This is a genomic window from Enterovirga aerilata, assembly GCF_013044135.1.
In the GTDB taxonomy this organism is placed as follows: domain Bacteria; phylum Pseudomonadota; class Alphaproteobacteria; order Rhizobiales; family Beijerinckiaceae; genus Enterovirga; species Enterovirga aerilata.
In genome coordinates this window covers 797,845-820,366 of record NZ_JABEPP010000001.1, presented here as the reverse complement: position 1 = coordinate 820,366, position 22,522 = coordinate 797,845, and the positions used below count along the sequence as shown (strand labels likewise).

The window sequence follows — 22,522 nt, the reverse complement described above, 5'->3', positions numbered from 1 at the left end:
TCACGGAACGGGCCCGGCCTGCGGCCGGAGCCAGGTCATCTCGCGGTGGTAGCCACCCTCGAACGCCTCGATCCTGTCGAGGTAGCCGAGCGTGAGCTGGATCTCGTCGACGCCCTTCATCAGGCATTCGCGCCAGAAGGGATCGAGCGTGAAGGCATGACGCGCGCCATCGGGGAGGACGACCTCGAGCGCCTCGAGATCGACCGTCACCTCGGGCCGGGGGGCGTCCTTGAGGCTCTCGAGGAGGCCGGTGACGATCCCGCGCTCGAGCCGCACCGGCACGACGCCGTTCTTCAGGCAGTTGTTGTAGAAGATGTCGCCGAAGGACGGTGCGAGCACTGCGCGCACGCCGAAATCGTGCAGCGCGTAGACGGCGCCCTCGCGGGAGGAGCCGCAGCCGAAATTGTCGTCCGTCACGACGATCGTGGCATGCCGGAAGGGCTCGCGGTTCAGCACGAAATCCGGCTTCTCGCGGCCCTCGCCGTCGAAGCGCGCGTCGTGGAAGAAGTACTGGCCGTAGCCCTTGGCCCGGTCGGCCTTCAGGAAGCGCGCCGGCAGGATCTGGTCGGTGTCGATGTTGCGGCCCTCGATCGGGGCCGCGATGCCGGTGAGGCGGATGAAGGGTTCCATGCCCGCCTCAGTTTCCGGCCAGCCGGCGGACGTCCGTGAGCCTGCCGGTCACGGCGGCCGCGGCCGCCATGGCGGGGCTCATCAGGTGGGTGCGCGCACCCGGTCCCTGCCGGCCGACGAAGTTGCGGTTGGAGGTCGAGGCGCAGCGCTCCTGCGGGCCGACGGTGTCGCCGTTGATGGCCGAGCACATCGAGCAGCCCGCATCCCGCCATTCGAGCCCGGCCTCCTTGAAGATGCGGTCCAGCCCCTCGGCCTCCGCCGCCTCCTTCACGAGGCCGGAGCCCGGCACCACGATGCCCGGCACGGCGGATTTCCGGCCCTTCAGGATGGCGGCGGCCGCCCGCAGGTCCTGGATGCGGCTGTTGGTGCAGGAGCCGATGAAGACCCGGTCGATCGCAATGTCGGTCAGCCTGGTGCCGGGCGTCAGGCCCATATAGGCGAGCGCGCGCTCGGCCGTGCCGCGCTTCTGCGCGTCGGGAATCTCGGCGGGATCCGGCACCCGACCGGAGATCGGGAGCGCGTCCTCCGGGCTCGTGCCCCAGGTGACGGTCGGCTCGATGGCGCTGCCGTCGATCGCGATCTCGCGGTCGAAACGCGCGCCCTCGTCGGTGGGGAGCGTCCGCCAGTAGCGCAGCGCCCTGTCCCATTCGGCGCCCTTCGGCGCGTAGGGCCGGCCGTACAGATAGGAGAAGGTGGCGTCGTCCGGCGCGATCATGCCGGACCGGGCGCCCGCCTCGATCGACATGTTGCAGACCGTCAGCCGCTCCTCGACGGACAGTCCCTGGATCACCGGACCGGCATATTCCACCGCATAGCCCGTCGCGCCGCCCGCCCCGATGGTGCGGATGATGCTGAGGATCACGTCCTTCGCCTCGACGCCCGGCCCGCGCCGGCCCGTGACCGTGATCCGGAACGTCTTCGGCTTCACCTGCCAGAGCGTCTGCGTCGCCATGACATGGGCGCTCTCCGACTGGCCGATCCCGAACGCGATGGTGCCGAGCGCACCCTGGGTGGAGGTGTGGCTGTCGCTGCAGGTGATGGTCAGGCCTGGGAGCGTGAGCCCCTGTTCCGGCCCGATGATGTGGACGATGCCCTGGCGCCGGTCGGCGAGCGAGAAATGGGGAATGCCGCCCCACCGCATGTTCTCGTCGAAGACGCGGATCATCCGGGCGATCTCTTCCGTCGGCGCATCCTCGGGCCGGCGGCCATGGGTCGGGACGTAGTGGTCGGCGACGCCGAAGATCCGGTCCGGATGGCGCGGCCGGAGGCCCCGCCCCCGCAGCTCGTTGAAGGCGTGGAAGGAGCCCTCGTGGATGATGTGGCGGTCGATGGCGATGAGCGAGGGACCGCCCTCGCGCGCGACGATGACGTGCCGGTCCCAGATCTTGTCGTAGAGGGCGCGCGGCGCGGCAGGGTCAGCCATGGCCGGTCTCGGACGCCTCGAAGGCCTGCAGGATCTCGGCGCCGGTCGCGGCCCAGACACCCTCCTGGCCCATCATGTAGGACAACGCCTCCCGGACCGCTCCGATCCGGTACGGCACGCCCGCGACCCAGGCATGGAGCGGGACGGAGACGATGCGCCCGCCATGGGTGGCAGCCTCGCGGTAGAGGGTGTCGAAGCGGTCCTTTACCTGCTGCAGCCAGCTGTCCTCGGTGTGCTTGAAGTCGAGCATCACCGTGCGGTCGTCGGTCTCCTGCGCGAAGGGCATCGCCCAGATGCCGCCTTTCGGCGTGGTCATCCGGAAGGGCATGTCGTCGTTGGCCCAGTCGCAGCAATAAGCGACGCCGTGCTCGGCCAGCAGCCCGAGGGTGGCGTGCGACTGCGAGCGGCCGGGCGAGAGCCAGCCCTTGACGGCCTGCCCCGAGGCGTCGCGCAGGGTCGCGAGCGAGCCCCGGACGAGCTCGGCCTCCTCGTCCTCCGGCATGCCGCCATAATGAAGGTGGTCCATGTCGAGCCCGTGCGCCAGGATCTCGTGGCCGCGGCCGACCACCTCCTTCACCAGGCCCGGATAGCGCTCCGCGACCGCCGCATTCGTCGCGACCGAGCCGCGGATGCCGAGCTCCGACAGGACGTCCAGGATGCGGAAGATGCCGACGCGGTTGCCGTAATCCCGGTTCGTGTAGTGCCGGTAATCCGGATAGGGCATGGTCAGCGCGCCCGGGGCGCGGAACGGTTTCCCGGCCGAGTCGATCGGGAACCATTGCAGCAGCGGCGCGACCCAGAGCGCGACGCGCGCGCCGTTCGGCCAGGCGACCTTCGGCCGGTCGAAGAGGTCGGACCACGGGTAGAGGTCGTGGTCCATGCCGTGCCGGCGGCGCGGGTATTCGAGGTGATCTTCGGGAAGCGGCATGGTCGTCCTCCCGTCAGCGCGCCTGCGCCGCGCCGGCGGCGAAGTCGTCGTAATGGTTCGCGAGGAAATGCTGCGCGATCTCGCGCCCGGTCGCCTTCCAGACCCTGTCGTGGCCGGCGATGTAGCGGATCGCCTCGGCGAAGGGCTCGATGCGGTGCGGCTGCCCGACCAGGTAGGGGTGCAGCGGGATGCACATGACCGTGCCGGAGGTCGCGCCCTCCCGGTAGAGCTGGTCGAACTGGCGCCTGATGATCGTCCCGTAATGGCGGGGATCGTAGCTGTTCGTGTTGTAGACGATGGTGTCGTTCATCTCGAGCGAGTACGGGACGCTGACGAAGCGGTGGCCCGACTTCACCCGGATGGGCGTCGGCTGGTCGTCGTGGAACAAGTCGCAGGTGTAGAGCAGCCCCTCCTCGGCCAGGAGGTCCATGGTCCAGGCGTTGTTCGAGAGCGCCGGTGCGAGCCAGCCGTCGAGCTTCTGGCCGGTCCACTTCCTGATCGTATCGGCGGAATCGCGGATGATCGAGCGCTCCTGCTCGGGGCTCATCCCGTAGGCGTAGCGCGTGTTGTAGACCCCGTGGGAGAAGAACTCCCAGCCGCGATCGGCACAGAGCTTGATGATCTCGGGATGGTGGTCGCACATCGCAACGTTGAGCGAGACCGAGCCGCGGAAGCCGGCTTCGTCCATCGCATCCAGCATGCGCCGGAACCCGACCCGGTTGCCGTAGTCGCGGTGGGAATAGGCGAGCACGTCCGGGATCGGCCGGCCCCAGGGCGTGCGGAGCGGGTTCTTCGGCGGCTCGTATTCGTAGAACTCGATGTTCGGCGCGATCCAGACGGCGATCTGGGCGCCGTTCGGCCAGGTGATCTTCGGCCGGCCCTTGTAGGGCAGGTAATCGTAGAGGCCGGGATCGCCCGACATGCCGCCGCTCACGCGTTCGTCCCCGGATAGGCCTTCAGGTAGGCGATCACGTCGGCGACCGGCACGACGTCGGCGTACTTCACCGCCATGTCGTAGAGGTTCGCGAAATGCGGGCTCTCGTGCTTGTCGGCCACGCATTCCTCCGGGATCGCGACCTTGTAGCCGCGGGACAGGGCCTCGACGCAGGTGGCGCGCACGCAGCCGGAGGTCGAGCCGCCCGTCAGGATCACGCTGTCGCATTGGTGCCAGACCATGAGCGACGGGATGTTGGTCTCGAAGAAGGCCGAGGCCATCCGCTTGTTGACGATGATGTCCTTGACCTCGTCGATCTTCAGGCGCGGATCGAATTTCGAGCGCTCGGACCCGACCTTGATGTTCTGCAGCGAATCCGGGGTGTTCGTGCGCGTGCCCCAGACGCCGCAATCCTCGCCCGATTCCATGTAGGCCACATAGGTCCAGGCGACCGGGAGCCGCTTCGCGCGGAAGAGGTCGGCGAGTTCGTTGACGTAGTCGAGCTGCTTCGGGTCGGTCTCGTAGGCGGTCGCGAACTCGCCCACCGCCGTATAGGCCTTCTGCAGGTCGATATTGATCAGCATCGGCTTCCTGCCGAAGCCGAAGCGGGGCCGCATCGGCCTCGCCTTGATCTCCTCATAGAGTTCCCGCGCGGTCTTGCTCGACTGCTCCACGCCACGCTCCGGCACAGGCTTCGCCGCCGACGCTCCGCCGCGGCCCAATGGGTCTATTGGTATGACATTAGATCAGGTGAAGGCAATGCGCTCCGTGCCGGAACTTGCGGCATCAGGCCGGGGGATCTGCCCGGCTTGACGCCATTCTGACCAGGTCCGCGCCGCGCCTCGGGGCGCAGGCGGACGCCGAGTGCCGGAAGGTTGCCGGCCGGCCGCGGCATGGCCAAAGTGCCCTCCCAATCCGCCTCCGGCAGCCCAACCCATTTCCGCGTGAGACGCTCATGTCCGCAGCCCTGTCCGCATCGTCCGACCAGGATCTCCTCTTCGAGATGCGGGACGGCATCGCCAAGGCGACCTTCAACCGGCCGCAGGCCCGCAACGCCCTCACCTTCGCCATGTACGAGCGCCTCGCCGGGATCTGCCGCGAGCTCGACGCCGATCCCTCCGCGCGCGCCCTGATCATCACCGGCGCGGGCGGGAAGGCCTTCGCGTCCGGCACCGACATCAACCAGTTCCGCGCCTTCCAGACGGCCGAGGATGCGCTGGAATACGAGGCGCGCATCGACCGCATCCTGTCCGCGCTGGAGGAGTGCCGCGTCCCGACGATCGCCGCGATCCCGGGCTTCTGCACCGGCGGCGGTGCCGGCATCGCGGCCTGCTGCGACATCCGGATCGGGACGGCCGATGCGAAATTCGGCTTCCCCATCGCAAGGACGCTCGGGAACTGCCTGGCGATGGGGAATATCGGGCGGCTCATGGGCCTGATCGGCCCGGCCCGCGTGAAGGACATCATCTTCACGGCGCGGCTCGTCGAGGCGCAGGAGGCGCTCGCGATCGGGCTCATGTCGGAGATCGTGCCGGACGCCGAGGCGCTCGCGACCCGGGCGGAGGAGCTCGCGCGCCTCATCGCCGGGCACGCGCCCCTGACCCTCCGGGCCACCAAGGAGGCCGTGCGCCGGCTCGGGCACCGCCTGTCCCGTGAGGAAGGCCGGGACCTGATCCTCATGTGCTACATGAGCCGGGACTTCCGGGAGGGCATGGACGCCTTCCTGAACAAGCGCGCGCCCGTCTGGACGGGCGAGTGAGCCGCTCTCCGATGTCGGACGCCGCAGGCACGAAGGCCGGCCCGCTCGCCGGGCTCAAGGTCGTGGACCTCACCCATGTCATGGCGGGGCCGACCTGCACCATGATGCTCGCCGACATGGGCGCCGACGTCATCAAGGTGGAGAAGAGCCCCTCCGGCGACGACACGCGCCTGTCCGTCCCGCCCAAGATCGGCGACGAGGCGGCGTCCTTCATGATGATGAACCGCAACAAGCGCGGCATCGTGCTCGACCTGAAGACGCCCGGCGGCGCGGCCGTGCTGCGCCGCCTGGTCCGCGACGCCGACGTGCTGGTGGAGAATTTCGGGCCGGACGTGATGGACCGGCTCGGCTTCGGCTACGAGGCCGTCAGGGCCGAGAACCCGGCCCTCATCTACTGCTCGCTCTCCGGCTTCGGCCGGACCGGCCCCTATCGTCACCGCCGCGGCTTCGACCTTGTGGCCCAGGCCATGAGCGGCATCATGACCTTCACCGGGGACGGCCCGGACAGCCCGCCGGCGAAATGCGGGCCGCCGCTATCCGACATCACGGCCGGGATCCTGGCGGCGCTCGGCATCGCGGCGGCCTATTCGCACCGGCTCAAGACCGGCGAAGGCCAGTTCGTCGAGACGTCGCTGTTCGAGGCGGCGCTCGTCCAGACCTACTGGCAATCCGCGATCGCGCTCGCCACCGGGACGGCGCCGCGGGCCATGGGCTCGGCCCATCCGCTGAACGCGCCCTACCAGGCCTTCCAGGCGGAAGACGGCTGGATCGTGGTCGGCGGCGCGAACCAGAAGAACTTCGTCCGCATGCTGGAGGCGCTCGGCGCGCCCGAGCTCGCGGGCGACCCGCGCTTCGCGACCAACGCCGCCCGCATGGCGAACCTGCCCGCGCTCGAGGCGGAGCTCTCCGCGCGGTTCAGGACCGCGCCGGCCGCGCATTGGCTCGCCCTGCTGGAGGAGGCGGGCGTGCCCTGCGGTCCGGTCAACGACATGCTGCAGGCGCTCTCCGACCCGCAGACGATCGCACGCGAGATGGTGGTCGAAGTGCAGCACCCGACGGCCGGGCCCGTGAAGGCGCTCGGCCTGCCGATCAAGTTCTCCCGCACGCCGGGCGGGGTGCGCAAGGCCGCCCCGCTGCTCGGCGAGGACACGCGCGCCGTGCTGCGCGAGCACGGCTTCTCGGACGAGGAGATCGAGAGCTTCGAGCGGGACGGCGCCGTCACGTCGCGCGCGGGCTAGCCACGGCGCCAGCCGCGCCGCTCAGGCCGCCCGTTCCTCGACCACGACCGTATCCACGATACCGGCGGGTTCGTAGAGCCACTTGGCCAGGAAGCCGGCGCCCATCGCGCCCAGGATCGGGGCCAGCCAGAACAGCCAGAGCTGCACGACGTATTCGCCGCCCGCGAAGAGCGCCGGTCCCGTGCTTCGGGCCGGGTTCACGGAGGTGTTCGTCACCGGGATCGTGATCAGGTGGATCAGGACCAGCGCGAAGCCGATCGGTATGCCCGCAAACCCGGTCGCGGCCCCCTTCGAGGTCGTGCCGATGATGATGAACAGGAAGAAGAACGTCGTCAGGAACTCGATGGAGAAGCACGAGAGCAGCCCGTACTTGCCCGGGCTCAGCTCGCCATAGCCGTTGGACGCGAACCCGCCCGGTACCCAGCCGCTCTTCCCCGAGGCGATCAGGTACAGGACCGCCGCGGCGACCACCGCGCCCGCGACCTGCGCCACGAGATAGGGAAGGACGTGCCTGTCGGCGCATCGCCCCGCCGACCACAGGCCGAGCGTGACGGCCGGGTTGAAGTGCCCGCCCGAGATATGGCCGACCGCATAGGCCATCGACAGGACCGTGAGCCCGAAGGCGAGCGCGACGCCCGCAAACCCGATCCCGTATTGCGGAAAGGCGGCGGACAGCACCGCCGCCCCGCATCCTCCGAAGGTGAGCCAGAACGTCCCGAAGAACTCCGCCGCCGAGCGGCGAGCCGTATCGCGATCCATACCCGTCTCCGATGGGCCCCTGCCCAGGCACGGAGCGTAGGCCGATCCCGGCCCAAATGTCGATTCCGTACGCAGGAGGCCGGCAGGCCTCGCCCGCCTCGGGCTCACGTCACCGGCTCCGTCCGCACTGCGCCGGCCGACGAGGCAGAACGGCTGGCAGCGGAGGGCTAGGCGCGAGCCGTCGTGCCGACGGGTTCGATGCGGCCGGGCATGCTGCCCTGGTCATCCTGGGGCCCGAACCAGACGCCGCGCGCCACGGCGGCCGCGACGGTCACGCCGTAGACCGCGAGCCCGAGCGCGAGCCCGGCATAGAGCGCTTCGATTCGGCCGGTGAGGCGCATCGCGAGCCAGCCGCCCGCCAGGGCGACGACCATGCGGAAGAAGCCGCCGAGCAGCGGCCAGAGCAGGCGGCCGGCGCCCTGCGAGGCGAAATAGAGCGACAGACCGAGGCCGAAGAAGCCGAAGGAGGGGCCGACGATCCGCAGATAGGCGGCCCCGCCCTCCAGCATCGCCGGATCCTGCCCGAAGAGCCCGAGCCAGGCGCGCGGCCAGAGCGCGGCCGCGACGCCGATGGCCTCCGTTACAGCGAAGGCGAGCGCCGCGCCGCACCAGGCGACCTTGAGCGCACGCTCGCGCTGGCCGGCGCCGATGCTCGTCCCCACCATGGCGACGAGCGGCGCGCCGATCCCGAAGACGAGGCTCACCATCAGGTATTCGAGCCGGGCGGCCGTGCCGAACCCGGCGAGGGCCGCCGGCCCGGCATGCAGCCCGGCCAGCGCGGTGGCGCCGCCGATCACGACGTTCGTCTGCACCGACGAGACCGCCGCGACGGCCCCGACGCGCAGGATGTCGCGCGAGAGCGCCCAGCGCAGCCGGGCGCCGCGAGGCCGCACCACCGACCGGCCGGACAGGAGGTACCAGGCGAGGATCGCCGTCCCGGCCGCATAGAAGAGAAGGAGCGCGACGCCGCCGCCGGCGACCCCGAGGCCGGGCACCGGACCCCAGCCGAAGATGAGAAGCGGCGAGAGGGGAAGCAGGAGCGCCACCCCGACACAGACGACGAGCGCCGGGACGAGCATGTTGCCCGTGCCGCGGACCACGCTCGCGAGCGCGTTCATGGCAAAGAGGAGCGGCATGCCGCAGAAGACCACGTCGGAATAGGCCAGCGCCGCCTCGAGCGAGGCGCCCTCCCCGCCGAGCGCGCGGTAGAACGGCCGCCCGAACAGGAGCAGCGCCGCCGCGAAGGCGCAGCCGATCAGGACATTGATCGCGAGGGCGTGGAGGACGAGCGCGTCGGCATCCTCGCGCCGCCTGGCGCCGAGCGCGCGCGCGATTGCGGAGGAGATGCCGCCGCCGAGCGCCCCGCCGGAGAGCATCTGCATCAGCATGACGCCGGGAAAGACGAGCGCCATGCCGGCGAGCGCATCCGTCCCGAGCCGGCCGACCCAGTAGGTCTCGATCAACCCCGTCGAGGCCTGGGCAAGCATGACGAGGACGTTCGGCCAGGCGAGCCGGAGCAGCGTCGGCAGGATCGAGCCTTCGAGGATCGCGCGGGTGCGCGGGTCGAGCGCAGCGCCGGGCGTGCTCACGGCGTGCGCTTCTCGACCGGGATGTCGAACACCAGGCAGGTGGTGGAGGCGGTCGCGTAGAGCCGCCCGGCCTCGTCGAAGAGCCGCGCATCGGCCACCCCGGTCGTGCGCCCGACATGGACGGCGCGGCCCTCGGCCGTCACGAGCCCGACCGCGTCCGTGACGGCCCGGAGGTAGTTCACCTTGATCTCGAGGGTCGTGTAGCCGCGCCCCGCGGGCAGGGTGCTGTGCACCGCGCAGCCCATCACGGAATCGAGGATGGTGGCGAGGATGCCGCCATGCACGGTGCCGATCGGGTTGTAGAGGTATTCGGCCGCCTGGAGCTGCATCCGGACGAGCCCTTCCTCCACCGTCCCGAGCGTGATGCCGAGGAGCGTCATCACGGGCGGAGGCGGCAGGCTGCCCCCCATCATCGCCCTGAGATGATCGATCCCGGCGAGGCCCCGACCCGCCGCGGCCAGCGCCTTCGGGTCGGACCAGGTGACCACCCGCCGGCGTCCGGCGATCTCCGGTCCATCGCTCATCGTCGTCCCCCCAGGTCCGGCGCGGCGAGCGCGCTTGCCAGATAGGCGTATATGCGCCTATATGCCGGCCCGCAAGGCCCCTCCCGGCTCCGATCTCCTGATGTCGTCCATCACGAAACCTGACTTGTGCAACGCGCTCGCGATCCGCAAAGCGGCTCGTCACATCACGGCGCTCTACGATCGGCATCTCGCGGAATCGGGCCTGAAGGTGACGCAGTTCTCCGTCCTGGCGCGGCTCCGGCATCTCGGGCCGCGCACCATCAACGAGCTTGCGGCCGACATGGCGATGGACCGCACCACGATGGGCCGCAACATCCGCCCGCTGGAGCGCGAGGGCCTGGTCCGGATCGCGACCGACCCCCGCGACGCGCGACGCCGCGCCCTCTCCATCACGGAAGCCGGACGCGACCGGCTGCGCCTCGCGGGCAAGGGCTGGGCCGCCGCCCAGGCCAGGTTCGACGAGGCCTACGGGGCCGAACGCGCGACGGCCCTGCGCGAGACGCTGGCCGGCGTCATCGCTCTCGATTTCGACGGAGCGCGCTAGCGCCGGAGCCCCGCCCATGCTGTCCAACGCTCTCGCGCCCGTCATGGCGCGGCAAGGTCTCCATTACGGCTGGGTGATGGTGGCCGTGACCTTCCTGGTCATGGTCGCGACCGCCGCCGCGATGGGTAATCTCGGCGTGTTCCTCGTGCCGCTGCAGCGGGAATACGGCTGGGACACCGGCTCGATCTCGGGCGCGCTCGCGCTCCGGCTCCTCCTCTTCGGGCTCATGGCGCCCTTCGCGGCGGCCCTCATCCAGCGCTACGGGCTGCGCCGCATCGTGGCCGCGGCGCTCGCGCTGATCGTGCTCGGGCTCGGCCTCTCGACCGTGATGACCAGCGTCTGGCAGCTCTGGCTCTACTGGGGCCTCCTCACCGGTCTCGGCACGGGACTGACCGCCATGGTGCTCGGCGCGACGGTCGCGAACCGCTGGTTCGTGCAGAGCCGCGGGCTCGTCATCGGCATCCTCACGGCGAGCTCGGCGACGGGTCAGCTCGCCTTCCTGCCGCTCGCCGCCATGATCGCCGACAATGCCGGCTGGCGCATGGCCGTGATCCCGGCGGTGCTCGCCTGCGCGGTCGCGGCGCTGCTCATGCTGCTTCTCGGACGCGACCACCCGTCCCAGCTCGGGCTTCCCGCCTATGGCGAGACGCAGGTCGCGCCGCCCCCGCCTCCGCCCTCCTCGAACCCGTTCAGGACCGCCTTCGCTGTCCTGGCGGAAGGCTCGCGCAACCCCTCCTTCTGGGTCCTGTTCTTCTCCTTCTACGTCTGCGGCCTGTCGACGAACGGCCTCGTCCAGACGCATTTCATCCCGCTCTGCCTCGATTTCGGGATGCAGAACGTCGAGGCCGCCTCCGTGCTCGCCATGATGGGGGCCTTCGACTTCGTGGGCACCGTCCTGTCCGGGTGGCTCTCCGACCGCTACGACAGCCGCAAGCTCCTCGCCTGGTATTACGGGCTGCGCGGGCTCTCGCTCCTGTTCCTGCCCATGTCCACCTTCTCGTTCTACGGGCTGACGCTGTTCGCGGTCTTCTACGGGCTCGACTGGATCGCGACGGTGCCCCCGACCGTGAAACTGGCCGGTCAGGAATTCGGCCGCGAGAAGGCGGCGCTGGTCTTCGGCTGGGTCTTCACCGGGCACCAGCTCGGCGCCGCGACGGCCGCCCTGGGCGCGGGCATCAGCCGCGACGCCTTCGCGAGCTACCTGCCCGCCTTCTACACGGCGGGCGCAGCCTGCATGCTGGCCGCGATCGCCGTGCTGATGATCCGGCAGGATCGCCAGCCGGGGAAGGCGGCGCTCGCGGGCGCGTGAGGGCCGAGCCGGCGCCGTCAGGCGGCCGGCGCGTTCCGGGGCAGCAGGAAGGTCAGAAGGCCGATCGCGGGCAGCCAGGCGCAGAGCGCGAAGACCTGCACGATCCCGATCCGGTCGGCGACCGCCCCGAGCCCGGCGGCCGCGACGCCGCCGAGCCCGAAGGAGAGCCCGTAGAAGAGGCCGCCGACCAGACCCACCCGGTGCGGCAGCAGGTCGATCGCGTAGATGAGGATGGACGAGAAGGCGCTCGCCATCACGAAGCTGATGACGACGCTGAGGATGCCCGTCCAGATCAGGTCCGCGTGCGGCAGCGCGAGCGCGAAGGGCAGCGAGCCCAGGATCGACAGCCAGATCACCCGGCCGCGTCCGATCCGGTCTCCGAGCATCCCGCCCAGGATCACGCCGACCGCGCCGACCGCGAGATACAGGAACAGCATGAGCTGCGAGAGCTGGACGCTCACCTGGAAGCGCTCGATCAGGTAGAAGGTGTAGTAGGACGTGAACGCGGCCGTGTAGGCGTTCTTCGAGAACAGGAGCAGGATCAGCACGGCCATGGCGAGGAGGATCCGCCTCGGCGGCAGCGCCGCCGCGGCGGGTTCCGCGCTCCGGGCCGCGGGATCCGCAGCCCGCGGGCGCAGCGCAGAGTAGAGGGAGGCGGTCCAGGCCATCAGGACCATCGCCAAGAGGGCGACGCCGGAGAACCAGGACAGGCTCGCCTGGCCGCGCGGGACGACGACGGCAGCGGCCAGCAGGGGCCCGAGCGCATAGCCCGCATGGCCGCCGACCTGGAAGACGCCCTGCGCGAGGCCCTGCCGGCCGGCGGCGGCGTGGCGCGCCATCCGGGTGGCTTCCGGATGGAAGACGGCCGAGCCCGTCCCAACCAGCGCGGCCGAGACCAGGACCATGGCATAGTTCACGGAGAACGACAGGCCGAGCAGGCCGACGAGGGTCGAGCCCATTCCCGCCACCATCGCGTAGGGCCAGGGGCGGCGGTCCGTGATGTAGCCCAGGAGCGGCTGCAGCAGGGACGAAGTGACCTGGAAGGCCAGGGTGATCAGGCCTATCCGGGCGAAATCGAGATCGTACGCCGCCTTGATCAGCGGGTAGATCGCCGGGATCATCGACTGGAGCAGGTCGTTCAGCAGGTGGGCGACCGAGAGCGCCACCAGCACGGGCATGACGGGCCGGCTCGCCGGCGCGGCCGTTCCGATGGAGCTCATGTCGTCCTGCCCGATATCCGGATGACCGCGCGCGCCCCTGCCGGCCGCTGCCGGGCACGAGGGAGGCGGGCGGCCGCTCGGCAGCCCCGGAAGATGGCGGGCCGTACCGGTCCGGTGCGGCCCGCCCGCATCAGGCGCGGGCCTGGGTCACGAACTTGGAGTTCAGGTAGCCCTCGATCGCCTCGGAGCCGCCTTCGGACCCGTAGCCGGAATCCTTGACGCCGCCGAAGGGCACCTCGGGCAGCGCCAGGCCGTGATGGTTGATCGAGACCATGCCGGACTCGACCCGGCTCGCGACCCTCTCGGCCAGCGCGGTCGAGCGCGTATAGGCGTAGGCCGCCAGCCCGTAGGGCAGCCGGTTCGCCTCCTCGAAGGCCTCCTCCTCGTCCGAGAAGCCGCGGATGGCCGCGATCGGCCCGAAGGGCTCCTCGTTCATCAGCTTGGCCGTCAGCGGCACGTCGGTGAAAACCGTCGGCTCGAAGAAGTAGCCCTGGTTGCCGATGCGCTTGCCGCCGGTCGTGAGCTCGGCCCCGCTCGCCTGCGCGTCGGCGACGAAGCTCTCCATGGCGGTGATGCGCCGGTCATGCGCGAGCGGCCCCATGCGGGTGTTCGAATCGAGCCCGTCGCCGACCTTGATGGCCCTGGCGGCCTCGGTGAAGCGGGTGACGAACTCGTCCTTCACCGAGTCGTGGACGAGGAAACGGGTCGGCGCGACGCAGACCTGACCGGCATTGCGGAACTTGTTGGCGCTCAGCACCGAGATAGCCTTGTCGAGGTCGGCATCCTTGAACACGATCGCCGGGGCGTGGCCGCCGAGTTCCATCGTGACGCGCTTCATGTGCTGGCCGGCGAGCGCGGCGAGCTGCTTTCCGATCGCCGTCGAGCCCGTGAAGGAGATCTTCCGGATCGTCGGGTGCGGGATGAGATACGACGATATGTCAGCCGGCACGCCGACCACGAAGGACAGCGCGTCGCTCGGCACGCCGGCATCCAGGAAGGCGCGGACCAGTTCGGCGCAGCTCGCGGGCGTCTCCTCCGGCCCCTTCAGGACGACGGAGCAGCCGGTGCAGAGCGCGGCCGAGACCTTGCGCACCGCCTGGTTGATCGGGAAGTTCCAGGGCGTGAAGGCAGCGACGGGCCCGACGGGCTCGCGCAGGACGATCTGCATGACCCCGTCGGCCCGGGCCGGGATCACGCGGCCATAGGCGCGGCGCCCCTCCTCGGCGAACCAGTCGATCACGTCGGCGCCCGCCAGCGTCTCGCCCTTCGCCTCGGCGAGCGGCTTGCCCTGTTCCAGCACCATCACGCGGGCGATCGCATCGGCCCGCTCGCGGATGAGGTTGGCCGCCTTGCGCATGATCTTGCCGCGGTCGAAGGCCGAGACGGCGCGCCACGTCTTGAAGCCACGCTCGGCCGCCTCCAGCGCCTCGTCGAGATCCGCCTTGCCGGCGACCGGATGGCGGCCGATCTCCTCGGCCGTCGCCGGGTTCACGATCGGGCGGGTCTCGCCCGAGCGCGCTCCGCGCCATTCGCCGGCGATGTGCAGAAGGACCTCTGGATACATGCGTCTCCTCCGTGGCGCCCGTCCGGGCGCCGGGTCGGGCCGCGTCTTAGGACATCCGGACGGCGGGCTCCAGATGCGGCGGAGCTGCGAAGGAGCGTCGCGGGCGCGAACGAAGTCGCGGTCCGGGCGTTCGGCTTTGATTGTCGTTCCGGATCCCGCTCTCGTGCTGCGTATCGTGCTCGCCGTTCTCGTCTCCGCAATCCTGGTCGTCGCCGTCTGCGAGACGCTGCTCCCCGCCTGATCCCGCGCGGCTACGCGCCCGCGCCCTCCGCCAGGAACCTCTCCACCGCCTCCCGCCGCGGCATCGGTGCGACCGCCCCGTAGCCGAGCGTCTTCAGCGCCGCGGCGGCGTTGCCGAACGCGGCCGCCCGGAAGGGATCGCCCGTCCGCAGCCATTCCGACAGGAACGCGCCCCCGAAGGTGTCGCCGGCCCCGGAGGCGTCCACCGCCTCGACCTTGCGGGTCGGGACGAGGCGGCGCTCCTGCGGGGTCGCGACGAGCGTCCCGTCCTTGCCGAGCGTCATGGCGACGATGCCGGGGCCGAGACCGAGGTAGAAATCGGCGATCGCGTCCGGCTTCTCGAGCCCGGTGAGCTTTCTCGCATCGTCGAGGCCCGGCCGGGCGATGTCGCAGAGCGCGACCGCCGCGTGGATGACGGCGCGGGCCCGGTCGAGCGGCCAGAGCGCGAGCCGGAGATTGGTATCGTAGCAGACGAGGCGGCCGTTCGCCTTGGCGTGCCGGATCGCCGCGAAGACCGCATCCGCGCAGGAGGCCGAGATCGCCTGGCTGATGCCCGAGACATGCAGCACCTTGGCGCCTGCAATGAGGTCGACCGGCAGGTCGTCGGGCCCGACGAGGCTCGCGGCAGAGCCGGCGCGGAAATAGCTGAACTCGTGCCCGTCCGGGCCGTAGGAGATGAAGTAGATGCCGGTCCGGAGGTCGTTCCGGACGACCACGGAAGACCGGTCAATCCCCTCCCCGTCCCACAGGTCGAGGAAGCCGCGCCCGAAGGCGTCGTCGCCGAGATGCGAGAAGAACGCGGCCCGCGCCCCGCAGCGCGCCGCCGCGATCGCGACGTTGGACGTGTCGCCGCCATGCCCGGGCAGGTAGAGACGCTCGCCCTCCCGGGTGATCTCGGCGAATTCCATCAGGGGCTCGCCGAAGGCGAGGAGGTCGAGATCGGGCCCGGGCATCTCAGGCGCCCGCGGCGGGCAGCGCGTCGGGCAGGTTCTCGCCGAGGGCCAGCACCTTGCCCGGATTGAGGATGTTGGCCGGATCGAGCGCGCGCTTCAGGGTGAACATCAGATCGAGCGCGACCGGGTCCTTGTAGTGCGGGAGTTCGTCGCGCTTGATGAGCCCGATCCCGTGCTCGGCCGAGATGGAGCCGTGCATCTCGCGCACGATGTCGTGCACGATGCGGTTGAAGGTCTCCCAGGCGGCCAGGAAGGCGTTCCTGTCCATGCCGACCGGCTGGGACAGGTTGAAGTGGATGTTGCCGTCCCCGAAATGCCCGAAAGCGCAGACGCGCACGCCGGGCATCTCGCTCTCGCAGGCCGCGGTCGCCTGATCGATGAACTCGGCGACGCGCGAGACCGGGACCGCGACGTCGTGCTTGATGGAGCCGCCCTCGTAGCGCTGCACCTCCGAGAGCCGCTCGCGCAGGTCCCAGAGCGCGAGTCGCTGCGCATCCGAGGACGCGATGGTGGCGTCCTCGACGAGCCCGTCCTCGATCGCCGCCCCGACCACCTCCTCGAAGATGCCCGCGAGATCCGCATCCTGCTGCGGCGAGGCGAGCTCGATCAGCCCGTAGGAATGATGCTCGCCCGCCAGCGGCCTCACGGCCGCGGCGTGGTGGCGCAGCACGATCTCCAGCGCGAAGCGCGGCATGTACTCGAAGGCCGTGAGCTCCGCACCCGCTGCGGCGCGCAGCCGCTCGAACAGCCTGAGCGCGTCGTGCGGCGAGGCGAGCCCCACGAAGGCCGTCGCGCGCGAGCGGATGCCCGGGAACAGCTTCAGCACGGCCGCCGTGATGATGCCGAGCGTGCCTTCGGAACCCATGAAGAGGTTCTTGAGGTCGTAGCCCGTGTTGTCCTTGCGGAGCGCCGTGAGCCCGTTCCAGATCCGGCCGTCGGCGAGCACGACCTCGAGGCCGAGCGCGAGCTCGCGGGCATTGCCGTAGCGCAGGACCGCGGTGCCGCCCGCATTCGTCGCCAGGTTCCCGCCGATGCGGCACGAGCCTTCGGACGGCAGGGACAGGGGAAAGAGCAGGCCGGCCTCTGCGGCCGCGCGCTGCACATCCGCCAGCACGCAGCCCGCCTCCGCCACCATGGTCGCGTTGACGGCGTCCAGCTCGCGGATGCGGTTCAGCCGCGCGAGCGAGAGCACGATCCCGCCATAGGGCACGCCGCCGCCGACGAGGCCGGTATTCCCGCCCTGCGGCACGATCGCGACCCCGGCGGCCGCGCATTCGCGCACCACGAAGGCGACCTCCTCCGTCGAGCCCGGCCGCACCACCGCGAGCGCGGTGCCGGTATAGAGGCCGCGCTCCTCGCGCAGATGCAGCGCGATCTCGTCCGGATCGGTCCGGACATGGGCGGCGCCGAGCCGCTCGGCGAGATGCGCCAGAAGCACCTGCGCGGGCGCATCGGTGAGCGGCGGGACGGCATGGATCGACATCCCGTCCTCATGGCGCGGTGTCGCTCTCCGGGCAAGTCGCGGAGGCGACGCCCCCGCCTGATCCTCAGCGGCTGCACGTGGCAGCCGGGATCCGAACCGGCCGCCTCCACGTTTCCATCCGAAAACAAGCAGGGAACGCCGCCATGTTCGATCGAACCAAGTTCCTGAACGAGGGAGCCAAGGCGGGGCTGGACGGCCTTCCTGCCGATATCTGCCCTTATCCGGTCGGCTCCCCGGAGCACATGCTCTGGATCGAAGGGTGGAAATGCGCGACCGGAAGTGTGGCCGCTCCGTCGGCCGATATCGAGGACATCGCCATCGCCGCTTGAAGCGGGCGAGCCGCTACTGCGCCTTCCGGTAGACCAGGAGCGAGCGGAACCTGCCGACCGGCTCGACGCCGCCCTCGCGCTCCCATGCGGCGACGACATCCTTGGCGCTGTCGTTCGCCCTGTCCCAGGCGAAGGAGCCGGGGAAGAACAGCGCGTGGCCGCCGGGCCTGAGCCGGCGCGTGAGGATCTGCAGGACCTCCAGATCGGTCAGCGCGCCATAGGCGTCGTTCGCGGGCCCCCTGAACTCGCAGAGGTGGAAGAGCGTGACGACGTCGAGTTCGGGCACGAGCCGCTCGTTCAGGAGATAGATGTCGCCGAAGACCGCGTTGTAGAAGCGCAGCACCTCCGGACGCGCCATGGCGAGCCGCACGAAGGCCTCGTGCTCGCGCGGGGCGGCCGTGATGGCGAGGACGTGGTTGCGCCGCTCCGGCCGGGCGCATTCGATCCCGACATGGTGATGCCCGCCGGTCCCGAAATGATAGATCGCGGCGTCCCGGATGCCCTGCTCGTCGAGCCAGGCGACGAAATCCACGTCGCAGGGGCAATCCTCCGGACGGAAATCCCAGTGATCGTCCCAGATATTCAGCGCCGGCCTTGCGCCGGCGGTCGCCGCTGACATGTGTCCGCCCCCCTGCGGCGCGGCCCGATGTCGTTCGCATCGCGCCCTGAAACGCCGTATGGAATGCTTCCAAAGGAAGGAATGAACTCGCCATGAACGCGCCGCGCGTGATCCATCTGGGCAGCGAGGACAACGTCGTGGTCGCCGTCGACGTGGTCCAGGCGGGCGACACCGCCCACGGCATCACGGCCCGCCAGAAGATCATGAAGGGCCACAAGATGGCGATCCTTCCCATCCGGGAAGGCGAGCCGGTGAAGAAGTTCGGCCAGATCATCGGCTTTGCGAAGACACACGTCGCGCTCGGCGAATGGGTGCACGAGCACAATGTCGGGCTGCACGATTTCGAGCGCGACTACCGCTTCGCCGAGGACGCCCGCGACGACGGCCTCCTGCCGGAGCCCGAGCGCGCCACCTTCCAGGGTTTTCGCCGCGCCTCCGGCAGGACGGGCACGCGGAACTACATCGGCATCCTGACGAGCGTGAACTGCTCCGCCTCCGTGGCGCGCTTCGCCGCCAATGCCATGGAGCGCTCGGGCCTGCTCGCGGAGTACCCGGGGATCGACGGTGTCGTCGCCATCGTCCACGGGACGGGCTGCGGCCATGCCGCCTATGGCGAAGGCTTCGAGGTCCTGCGCCGCACCCAATGGGGCTATGCGAGCCACCCGAACTTCGCCGGCATCGTCATGGTCGGCCTCGGCTGCGAGGTCTTCCAGATCGGCCGCATGAAGCAGGAATACGGGCTCACCGAATCCGACACCTTCCGCACCCTCACGATCCAGGAGACGGGCGGAACGAAGAAGACCGTCGAGGCGATCGTCGCCGCCATCCGCGACATGCTGCCGATCGCGGCCGCCGCGCGCCGCGAGACCCGGCCCGCCTCCGAACTTGTCCTCGCCCTCCAATGCGGCGGCTCGGACGGCTATTCGGCCCTCACGGCCAACCCCGCTCTCGGCGTCGCGTCCGACATCCTGGTGAAGAACGGCGGCACCTCGATCCTCAGCGAAACGCCCGAGATCTACGGCGCGGAGCACCTCCTCACCCGCCGGGCCGCCACGCGCGAGGTGGGCGAGAAGCTCGTCTCCCGCATCCGCTGGTGGGAGGAATACACCTCCAGGAACGGCGGCGAGATGAACAACAACCCCTCCCCCGGCAACAAGGCGGGCGGGCTGACGACGATCCTCGAGAAGTCGCTCGGCGCCGCCGCGAAGGGTGGGCGCGCGACGCTGCGCGCCGTCTACGAATATGCCGAGCCGGTGACCGAGCACGGCTTCGTCTACATGGACACGCCCGGCTACGACCCCGTCGCGGCGACGGGGCAGGTCGCGGGCGGCGCGAACCTCATCTGCTTCACGACCGGCCGCGGCTCGGCCTTCGGGGCCAAGCCCGCGCCCTCGATCAAGCTCGCGACGAATTCCGACATCTACCGCCGCATGATCGACGACATGGACATCGATTGCGGGCCCGTCCTCGAAGGCGTTCCGGTCGAGGAGAAAGGCCGCGAGATCTTCGCCAAGATCCTCGCCGTGGCCTCCGGAGAACACACGAAGAGCGAGGAGCTGGGCTACGGCGACGCGGAGTTCGTGCCCTGGCAGATCGGCGCGGTGATGTGAGGGCCTTCACCTCACGCCGTCATGGCCGGGCTTGGCCCGGCCATCCACGTCTATCCGTGGGCGTGACGTCGAAGGTTGAGTCCCGTCGCGGCGTCTTTCGTGGATGGCCGGGCCAAGCCCGGCCATGACGTTCAGGTGAGCGGCGCGCCATTGAGCGTCTCGTAGAGATCATCCCAGTTTGGGTTCATCTCCAGGATCAACCTGACCTTCCAGGCACGTGGGTAGTGCTTCATGTTGCTTTCGCGCTGAATGGCTGCGCGAATGTCGTCGTGGTGCTCGTACCAGACGAGCCGAGTGAGGCCGTAGCGCCGCGTGAAGATGCTGCCGCGCCCCTCGCGATGCTCGAAGATACGACGGGGAAGAACCGCCGTAACGCCCGTGTAGAGGATGCCGTTCGGCCGGTTCGTGACGATGTAGACGCTGCCAGACACGAGAACAGCGTAGTTCTTGCAACCGAACTAGCAACCGCCTCGTCATGGCCGGGCTTGACCCGGCCATCCACGTCTGTCCGTGGCCGTGACGTCGAAGGTTGAGTCCTGTCGCGGCGTCTTTCGTGGATGGCCGGGCCAAGCCCGGTCATGACGAAGATGGGAATATGCACCGTGGGAACGCCGAAAGGCTCCTCTAATAAGAACCGATCGGGCGTTTCGGCGTCCCGCGCTCCTCGACCCATTCACCCGCTCTTTGGCATCGCAGGCCAACCAAACCCCGGACCGGGGAAGGCCGACGATCGTCGCGCCCTACCCCCGGCACCCGTTCTCCCGCTCCTGCCGCACGATCTCGTTCACCTTGGCGCGATCGCGGGCGGAGAGCGGGACATCGCGGATGTCGTCGTAGCGGCAGCCCGCATTGCCGAAGGCCGCGATACCGCGCGCGGTCCGAAAGCAGTAGCCCGCATCGGCATAGACGGCGTTGCGCTCGCCCCAGAGCTCGTCGCACGGGAACGCCGCCAGGCTCGGCGTCGCGAGCGGCAGGACGAGGCTGAGGATCGCGAGACGGCGCATGGGGGCTCCTGACGGGGCACCTTACCTGCCCGATGCCCGGCCGCTTGTCACCTTCGGCAGAAGGAGGAGCGGACGCTGGTGGATTTCACCCCGCTGGATGTTCGTACACCGAGATGTCGGGTGCCTTCGGCGGACGGGAGAAGAGGCGGCCCGCGATGAGGCGGACGCCTCGGGTGCTGGCGATCCGCAAGGCGGCGTGGAGGAGGCGGATGCCGAGCCGGGTCTTCGGGTTCGCGAGCTTCGGAGCGATCTTAGGGATGCCCTGACCCCTGATGCTGTCTCCGAAGCGGAACTCTACGGTGTCGCGCGCGGCTTCGTAGAGCACACGCGCCAGGTCACCCCGCAGGATCTCCATCTCGGCCGTGGGCCCGTCCCCGCCCAGCTCGTCGGTCGTGAATTGCGCGACGATACGGCCATCGCCATCGACCCAAGCCGTTCCCGTTTCGCCGGTGCCGCACTCGAGGACGCGCTGCTCGAGTCCCATCCGCCTCAGCACTTCGCGGCCGATGCCCCGCACGTCGATGTTCTGCCCTCCATCCCGGAACTCGGCCGTCCGTTCGACGACCGTGACCTCATTTCCGAGATGCGAAAGCCACCATGCCGCCGTGCAGCCGGCGATGCTCGCGCCGGTGACCAGAACGCGATGAGCCATGAACCCTCCGGCGCCGTGGGAGACAGCACCGGAGCGCTCTATAGCTGAAGAGAAAATATATCAATATTGATATATCTAGTCGCCCTTCCGAGGTTGGACGCCATTCGTTTCAGGAACTCGATGGCGAGCTTGCGATCGGCGGGTACGAAGCCGATCAGAGCCTTCTCGTTCGCAGCCGCCAACGCCGAACCGGCCGCCCTCACCGCCTCGCGACCCGCAGCCGTCAACTGGATCAGCACGGCGCGCCGGTCGCGATCGTGCTGCCGCCGTTCGATCAAGCCGGCTCTCTCGAGACGCGAGAGGGTCGCGACCATCGCCGGCTGCCCGCTGGGAGACTGGCGGACGAGGTCGCGTTGCAAGAGAGATCCTTGCTCGGCAAGGAGAAGCAGGGGCGACAGATGCGCCACCGAGAGCCCGATGGGGCCAAGTCGCGGTCGACGCCCCGGATGAACAGCCGAGCAACCTGATTTGCGAGGAAGCCAGGCGCCTCCTCGCGCTCGCAGCGTGCGTCGGTTTCCATGACGCCTTCTTGCACGACGCCACGGCCGTCCCAAGAGGGCCGGCCTTCTCCAATCACCCGCGCCGCCGCTCCGCTCCCGACCACAATCAGGAACGGCTTCGGCGTCGGTTGTCTCAGTTGTCCTCGCAGAACCGGATACGGTTGCCGAACGGGTCGGTCACCGTCATCACCCGGCCCCAGGGCACGTCCTCCACCCCAGGCTTGTTGTGCTTGTACTCCTTGCGCAGGAGCTCCGCCTGGAACGCCTCGACGCCGTGCATGCGGACGAACACGGTCGAGCCGGGCGTCTCATCGCCGTGGTGGCCGCTGAGATGCAGGATCAGCCCCGCCCGCGACACCTGGACATAGAGCGGGAAGTTCTCCCCGAACCGGTGCTCCCAATCCAGGTGGAAGCCGAGAAAATCGACGTAGAATTCCTTCGCGAGGCCTTCGTCGAAGATGCGCAGGATCGGGCAGGTCTCATAAAACCGCACCTCATCCTCGGCAGGCGCGCCTCGCGCCGCCGCAAGGACGTTCCAGCTCGCAAGGCCGTGCTGCGCGGCGACGATTTCCAGGGCTTCGCTGTGGGTTATGGTGATCCCGCGCTCCTGCAAGGCGTTGCGCAGGGCCTTCGCCATGGCCTTCGGCTCGAGATGAGATCGCATGTGCCTTCCTCGATGGAGGCGAACGATCGTCAGGGCTCGCATTGCTG

The 22,522-nt window shown here is 69.6% G+C and carries 24 protein-coding genes; 6 read left to right on the top strand and 18 right to left on the bottom strand.

Annotated elements, in window-relative coordinates; all coding sequences use genetic code 11:
* From leuD to HJG44_RS04065, 5 genes are read right to left on the bottom strand one after another with little or no spacing between them, the layout of a single operon-like run.
* Nucleotides 1-630 (bottom strand): 3-isopropylmalate dehydratase small subunit, encoded by a 630-nt coding sequence (gene leuD, locus HJG44_RS04085; RefSeq protein ID WP_171217023.1) that lies wholly within the window; start codon nucleotides 628-630, stop codon nucleotides 1-3.
* 7 nt (nucleotides 631-637) lie between these two features.
* The gene (gene leuC / locus HJG44_RS04080; RefSeq protein ID WP_171217022.1) at nucleotides 638-2,053 is read right to left on the bottom strand and encodes a 3-isopropylmalate dehydratase large subunit; all 1,416 of its coding nucleotides are present in this window, start codon (nucleotides 2,051-2,053) and stop codon (nucleotides 638-640) included.
* Nucleotides 2,046-2,981: a polysaccharide deacetylase family protein gene (locus tag HJG44_RS04075; RefSeq protein ID WP_171217021.1), complete on the bottom strand. Its 936-nt coding sequence runs from the start codon at nucleotides 2,979-2,981 to the stop codon at nucleotides 2,046-2,048. The genes leuC and HJG44_RS04075 overlap by 8 nt, the downstream gene beginning before the upstream one ends.
* Nucleotides 2,982-2,994: 13 nt before the next feature.
* Nucleotides 2,995-3,915, bottom strand: a complete 921-nt coding sequence (locus tag HJG44_RS04070) for a polysaccharide deacetylase family protein (RefSeq protein ID WP_210260893.1) — start codon at nucleotides 3,913-3,915, stop codon at nucleotides 2,995-2,997.
* Complete coding sequence (locus HJG44_RS04065; RefSeq protein ID WP_171217020.1) at nucleotides 3,912-4,589, bottom strand: isochorismatase family protein; 678 nt, start codon at nucleotides 4,587-4,589, stop codon at nucleotides 3,912-3,914. The genes HJG44_RS04070 and HJG44_RS04065 overlap by 4 nt, the downstream gene beginning before the upstream one ends.
* 281 nt (nucleotides 4,590-4,870) lie before the next feature.
* Between HJG44_RS04065 and HJG44_RS04060 the strand changes: the two genes are divergently transcribed.
* Both HJG44_RS04060 and HJG44_RS04055 read left to right on the top strand, forming a co-directional pair.
* Nucleotides 4,871-5,674 carry an enoyl-CoA hydratase/isomerase family protein gene (locus HJG44_RS04060; protein ID WP_171217019.1) on the top strand — a complete coding sequence of 268 codons (804 nt, stop codon included), beginning with the start codon at nucleotides 4,871-4,873 and terminating at the stop codon, nucleotides 5,672-5,674.
* Nucleotides 5,675-5,685: 11 nt separating this feature from the next.
* Nucleotides 5,686-6,912: a CaiB/BaiF CoA transferase family protein gene (locus HJG44_RS04055; protein ID WP_171217305.1), complete on the top strand. Its 1,227-nt coding sequence runs from the start codon at nucleotides 5,686-5,688 to the stop codon at nucleotides 6,910-6,912.
* A gap of 21 nt (nucleotides 6,913-6,933) precedes the next feature.
* Here the strand turns inward: HJG44_RS04055 and aqpZ are convergent, their stop codons facing one another.
* From aqpZ to HJG44_RS04040, 3 genes are all read right to left on the bottom strand, one after another.
* Nucleotides 6,934-7,671, bottom strand: a complete 738-nt coding sequence (aqpZ, locus tag HJG44_RS04050; RefSeq protein WP_171217018.1) for an aquaporin Z — start codon at nucleotides 7,669-7,671, stop codon at nucleotides 6,934-6,936.
* 167 nt (nucleotides 7,672-7,838) lie between these two features.
* A complete protein-coding gene (locus HJG44_RS04045; RefSeq protein ID WP_346767080.1) occupies nucleotides 7,839-9,260 on the bottom strand; it encodes an MATE family efflux transporter in 1,422 nt (473 codons plus the stop codon).
* The gene (locus HJG44_RS04040) at nucleotides 9,257-9,835 is read right to left on the bottom strand and encodes a PaaI family thioesterase (RefSeq protein WP_346767095.1); all 579 of its coding nucleotides are present in this window, start codon (nucleotides 9,833-9,835) and stop codon (nucleotides 9,257-9,259) included. Before HJG44_RS04040 ends, HJG44_RS04045 begins: the two co-directional genes overlap by 4 nt.
* Nucleotides 9,836-9,884: 49 nt before the next feature.
* On the opposite strand from HJG44_RS04040, the gene HJG44_RS04035 reads away from it, so the two are divergent.
* Together HJG44_RS04035 and HJG44_RS04030 are read left to right on the top strand one after the other, a co-directional pair.
* On the top strand, nucleotides 9,885-10,328 hold the full coding sequence (locus HJG44_RS04035; RefSeq protein WP_171217016.1) for a MarR family winged helix-turn-helix transcriptional regulator: 444 nt from the start codon (nucleotides 9,885-9,887) through the stop codon (nucleotides 10,326-10,328).
* 16 nt (nucleotides 10,329-10,344) lie between these two features.
* Nucleotides 10,345-11,637 carry an MFS transporter gene (locus tag HJG44_RS04030; RefSeq protein ID WP_171217015.1) on the top strand — a complete coding sequence of 431 codons (1,293 nt, stop codon included), beginning with the start codon at nucleotides 10,345-10,347 and terminating at the stop codon, nucleotides 11,635-11,637.
* A 17-nt stretch (nucleotides 11,638-11,654) separates the two neighbouring features.
* On the opposite strand, the gene HJG44_RS04025 is transcribed toward HJG44_RS04030, so the two are convergent.
* From HJG44_RS04025 to HJG44_RS04010, 4 genes are all read right to left on the bottom strand, one after another.
* Nucleotides 11,655-12,857, bottom strand: coding sequence for an MFS transporter (locus HJG44_RS04025; RefSeq protein WP_171217014.1), 1,203 nt, complete (start codon nucleotides 12,855-12,857; stop codon nucleotides 11,655-11,657).
* A 130-nt stretch (nucleotides 12,858-12,987) separates the two neighbouring features.
* Nucleotides 12,988-14,421, bottom strand: coding sequence for an NAD-dependent succinate-semialdehyde dehydrogenase (locus HJG44_RS04020; RefSeq protein WP_171217013.1), 1,434 nt, complete (start codon nucleotides 14,419-14,421; stop codon nucleotides 12,988-12,990).
* Nucleotides 14,422-14,672: 251 nt separating this feature from the next.
* Complete coding sequence (locus HJG44_RS04015; RefSeq protein ID WP_171217012.1) at nucleotides 14,673-15,614, bottom strand: sugar kinase; 942 nt, start codon at nucleotides 15,612-15,614, stop codon at nucleotides 14,673-14,675.
* A gap of 1 nt (nucleotide 15,615) precedes the next feature.
* Complete coding sequence (locus tag HJG44_RS04010) at nucleotides 15,616-17,097, bottom strand: FAD-binding oxidoreductase (RefSeq protein ID WP_171217011.1); 1,482 nt, start codon at nucleotides 17,095-17,097, stop codon at nucleotides 15,616-15,618.
* A 143-nt stretch (nucleotides 17,098-17,240) separates the two neighbouring features.
* On the opposite strand from HJG44_RS04010, the gene HJG44_RS04005 reads away from it, so the two are divergent.
* Nucleotides 17,241-17,426 carry a ribosome modulation factor gene (locus HJG44_RS04005; RefSeq protein WP_171216321.1) on the top strand — a complete coding sequence of 62 codons (186 nt, stop codon included), beginning with the start codon at nucleotides 17,241-17,243 and terminating at the stop codon, nucleotides 17,424-17,426.
* A gap of 13 nt (nucleotides 17,427-17,439) precedes the next feature.
* On the opposite strand, the gene HJG44_RS04000 is transcribed toward HJG44_RS04005, so the two are convergent.
* On the bottom strand, nucleotides 17,440-18,045 hold the full coding sequence (locus HJG44_RS04000; RefSeq protein WP_210260892.1) for a hypothetical protein: 606 nt from the start codon (nucleotides 18,043-18,045) through the stop codon (nucleotides 17,440-17,442).
* Nucleotides 18,046-18,137: 92 nt separating this feature from the next.
* Between HJG44_RS04000 and HJG44_RS03995 the strand changes: the two genes are divergently transcribed.
* Nucleotides 18,138-19,655, top strand: a complete 1,518-nt coding sequence (locus tag HJG44_RS03995) for a UxaA family hydrolase (protein WP_171217010.1) — start codon at nucleotides 18,138-18,140, stop codon at nucleotides 19,653-19,655.
* A gap of 131 nt (nucleotides 19,656-19,786) precedes the next feature.
* Here the strand turns inward: HJG44_RS03995 and HJG44_RS03990 are convergent, their stop codons facing one another.
* The 5 genes from HJG44_RS03990 to HJG44_RS03970 all read right to left on the bottom strand — a co-directional run bounded on the left by HJG44_RS03990 (nucleotide 19,787) and on the right by HJG44_RS03970 (nucleotide 22,475).
* Nucleotides 19,787-20,086: a GIY-YIG nuclease family protein gene (locus HJG44_RS03990; protein ID WP_171217009.1), complete on the bottom strand. Its 300-nt coding sequence runs from the start codon at nucleotides 20,084-20,086 to the stop codon at nucleotides 19,787-19,789.
* A 309-nt stretch (nucleotides 20,087-20,395) separates the two neighbouring features.
* Nucleotides 20,396-20,659, bottom strand: a complete 264-nt coding sequence (locus HJG44_RS03985) for a YARHG domain-containing protein (protein WP_171217008.1) — start codon at nucleotides 20,657-20,659, stop codon at nucleotides 20,396-20,398.
* 85 nt (nucleotides 20,660-20,744) lie between these two features.
* Nucleotides 20,745-21,311: an FAD-dependent monooxygenase gene (locus HJG44_RS03980; RefSeq protein WP_171217007.1), complete on the bottom strand. Its 567-nt coding sequence runs from the start codon at nucleotides 21,309-21,311 to the stop codon at nucleotides 20,745-20,747.
* A gap of 38 nt (nucleotides 21,312-21,349) precedes the next feature.
* On the bottom strand, nucleotides 21,350-21,718 hold the full coding sequence (locus HJG44_RS23945) for a MarR family transcriptional regulator (protein WP_171217006.1): 369 nt from the start codon (nucleotides 21,716-21,718) through the stop codon (nucleotides 21,350-21,352).
* Between the two features lie 226 nt (nucleotides 21,719-21,944).
* Nucleotides 21,945-22,475 (bottom strand): glyoxalase superfamily protein, encoded by a 531-nt coding sequence (locus HJG44_RS03970; RefSeq protein ID WP_171217005.1) that lies wholly within the window; start codon nucleotides 22,473-22,475, stop codon nucleotides 21,945-21,947.
* Nucleotides 22,476-22,522: the final 47 nt, after the last annotated feature.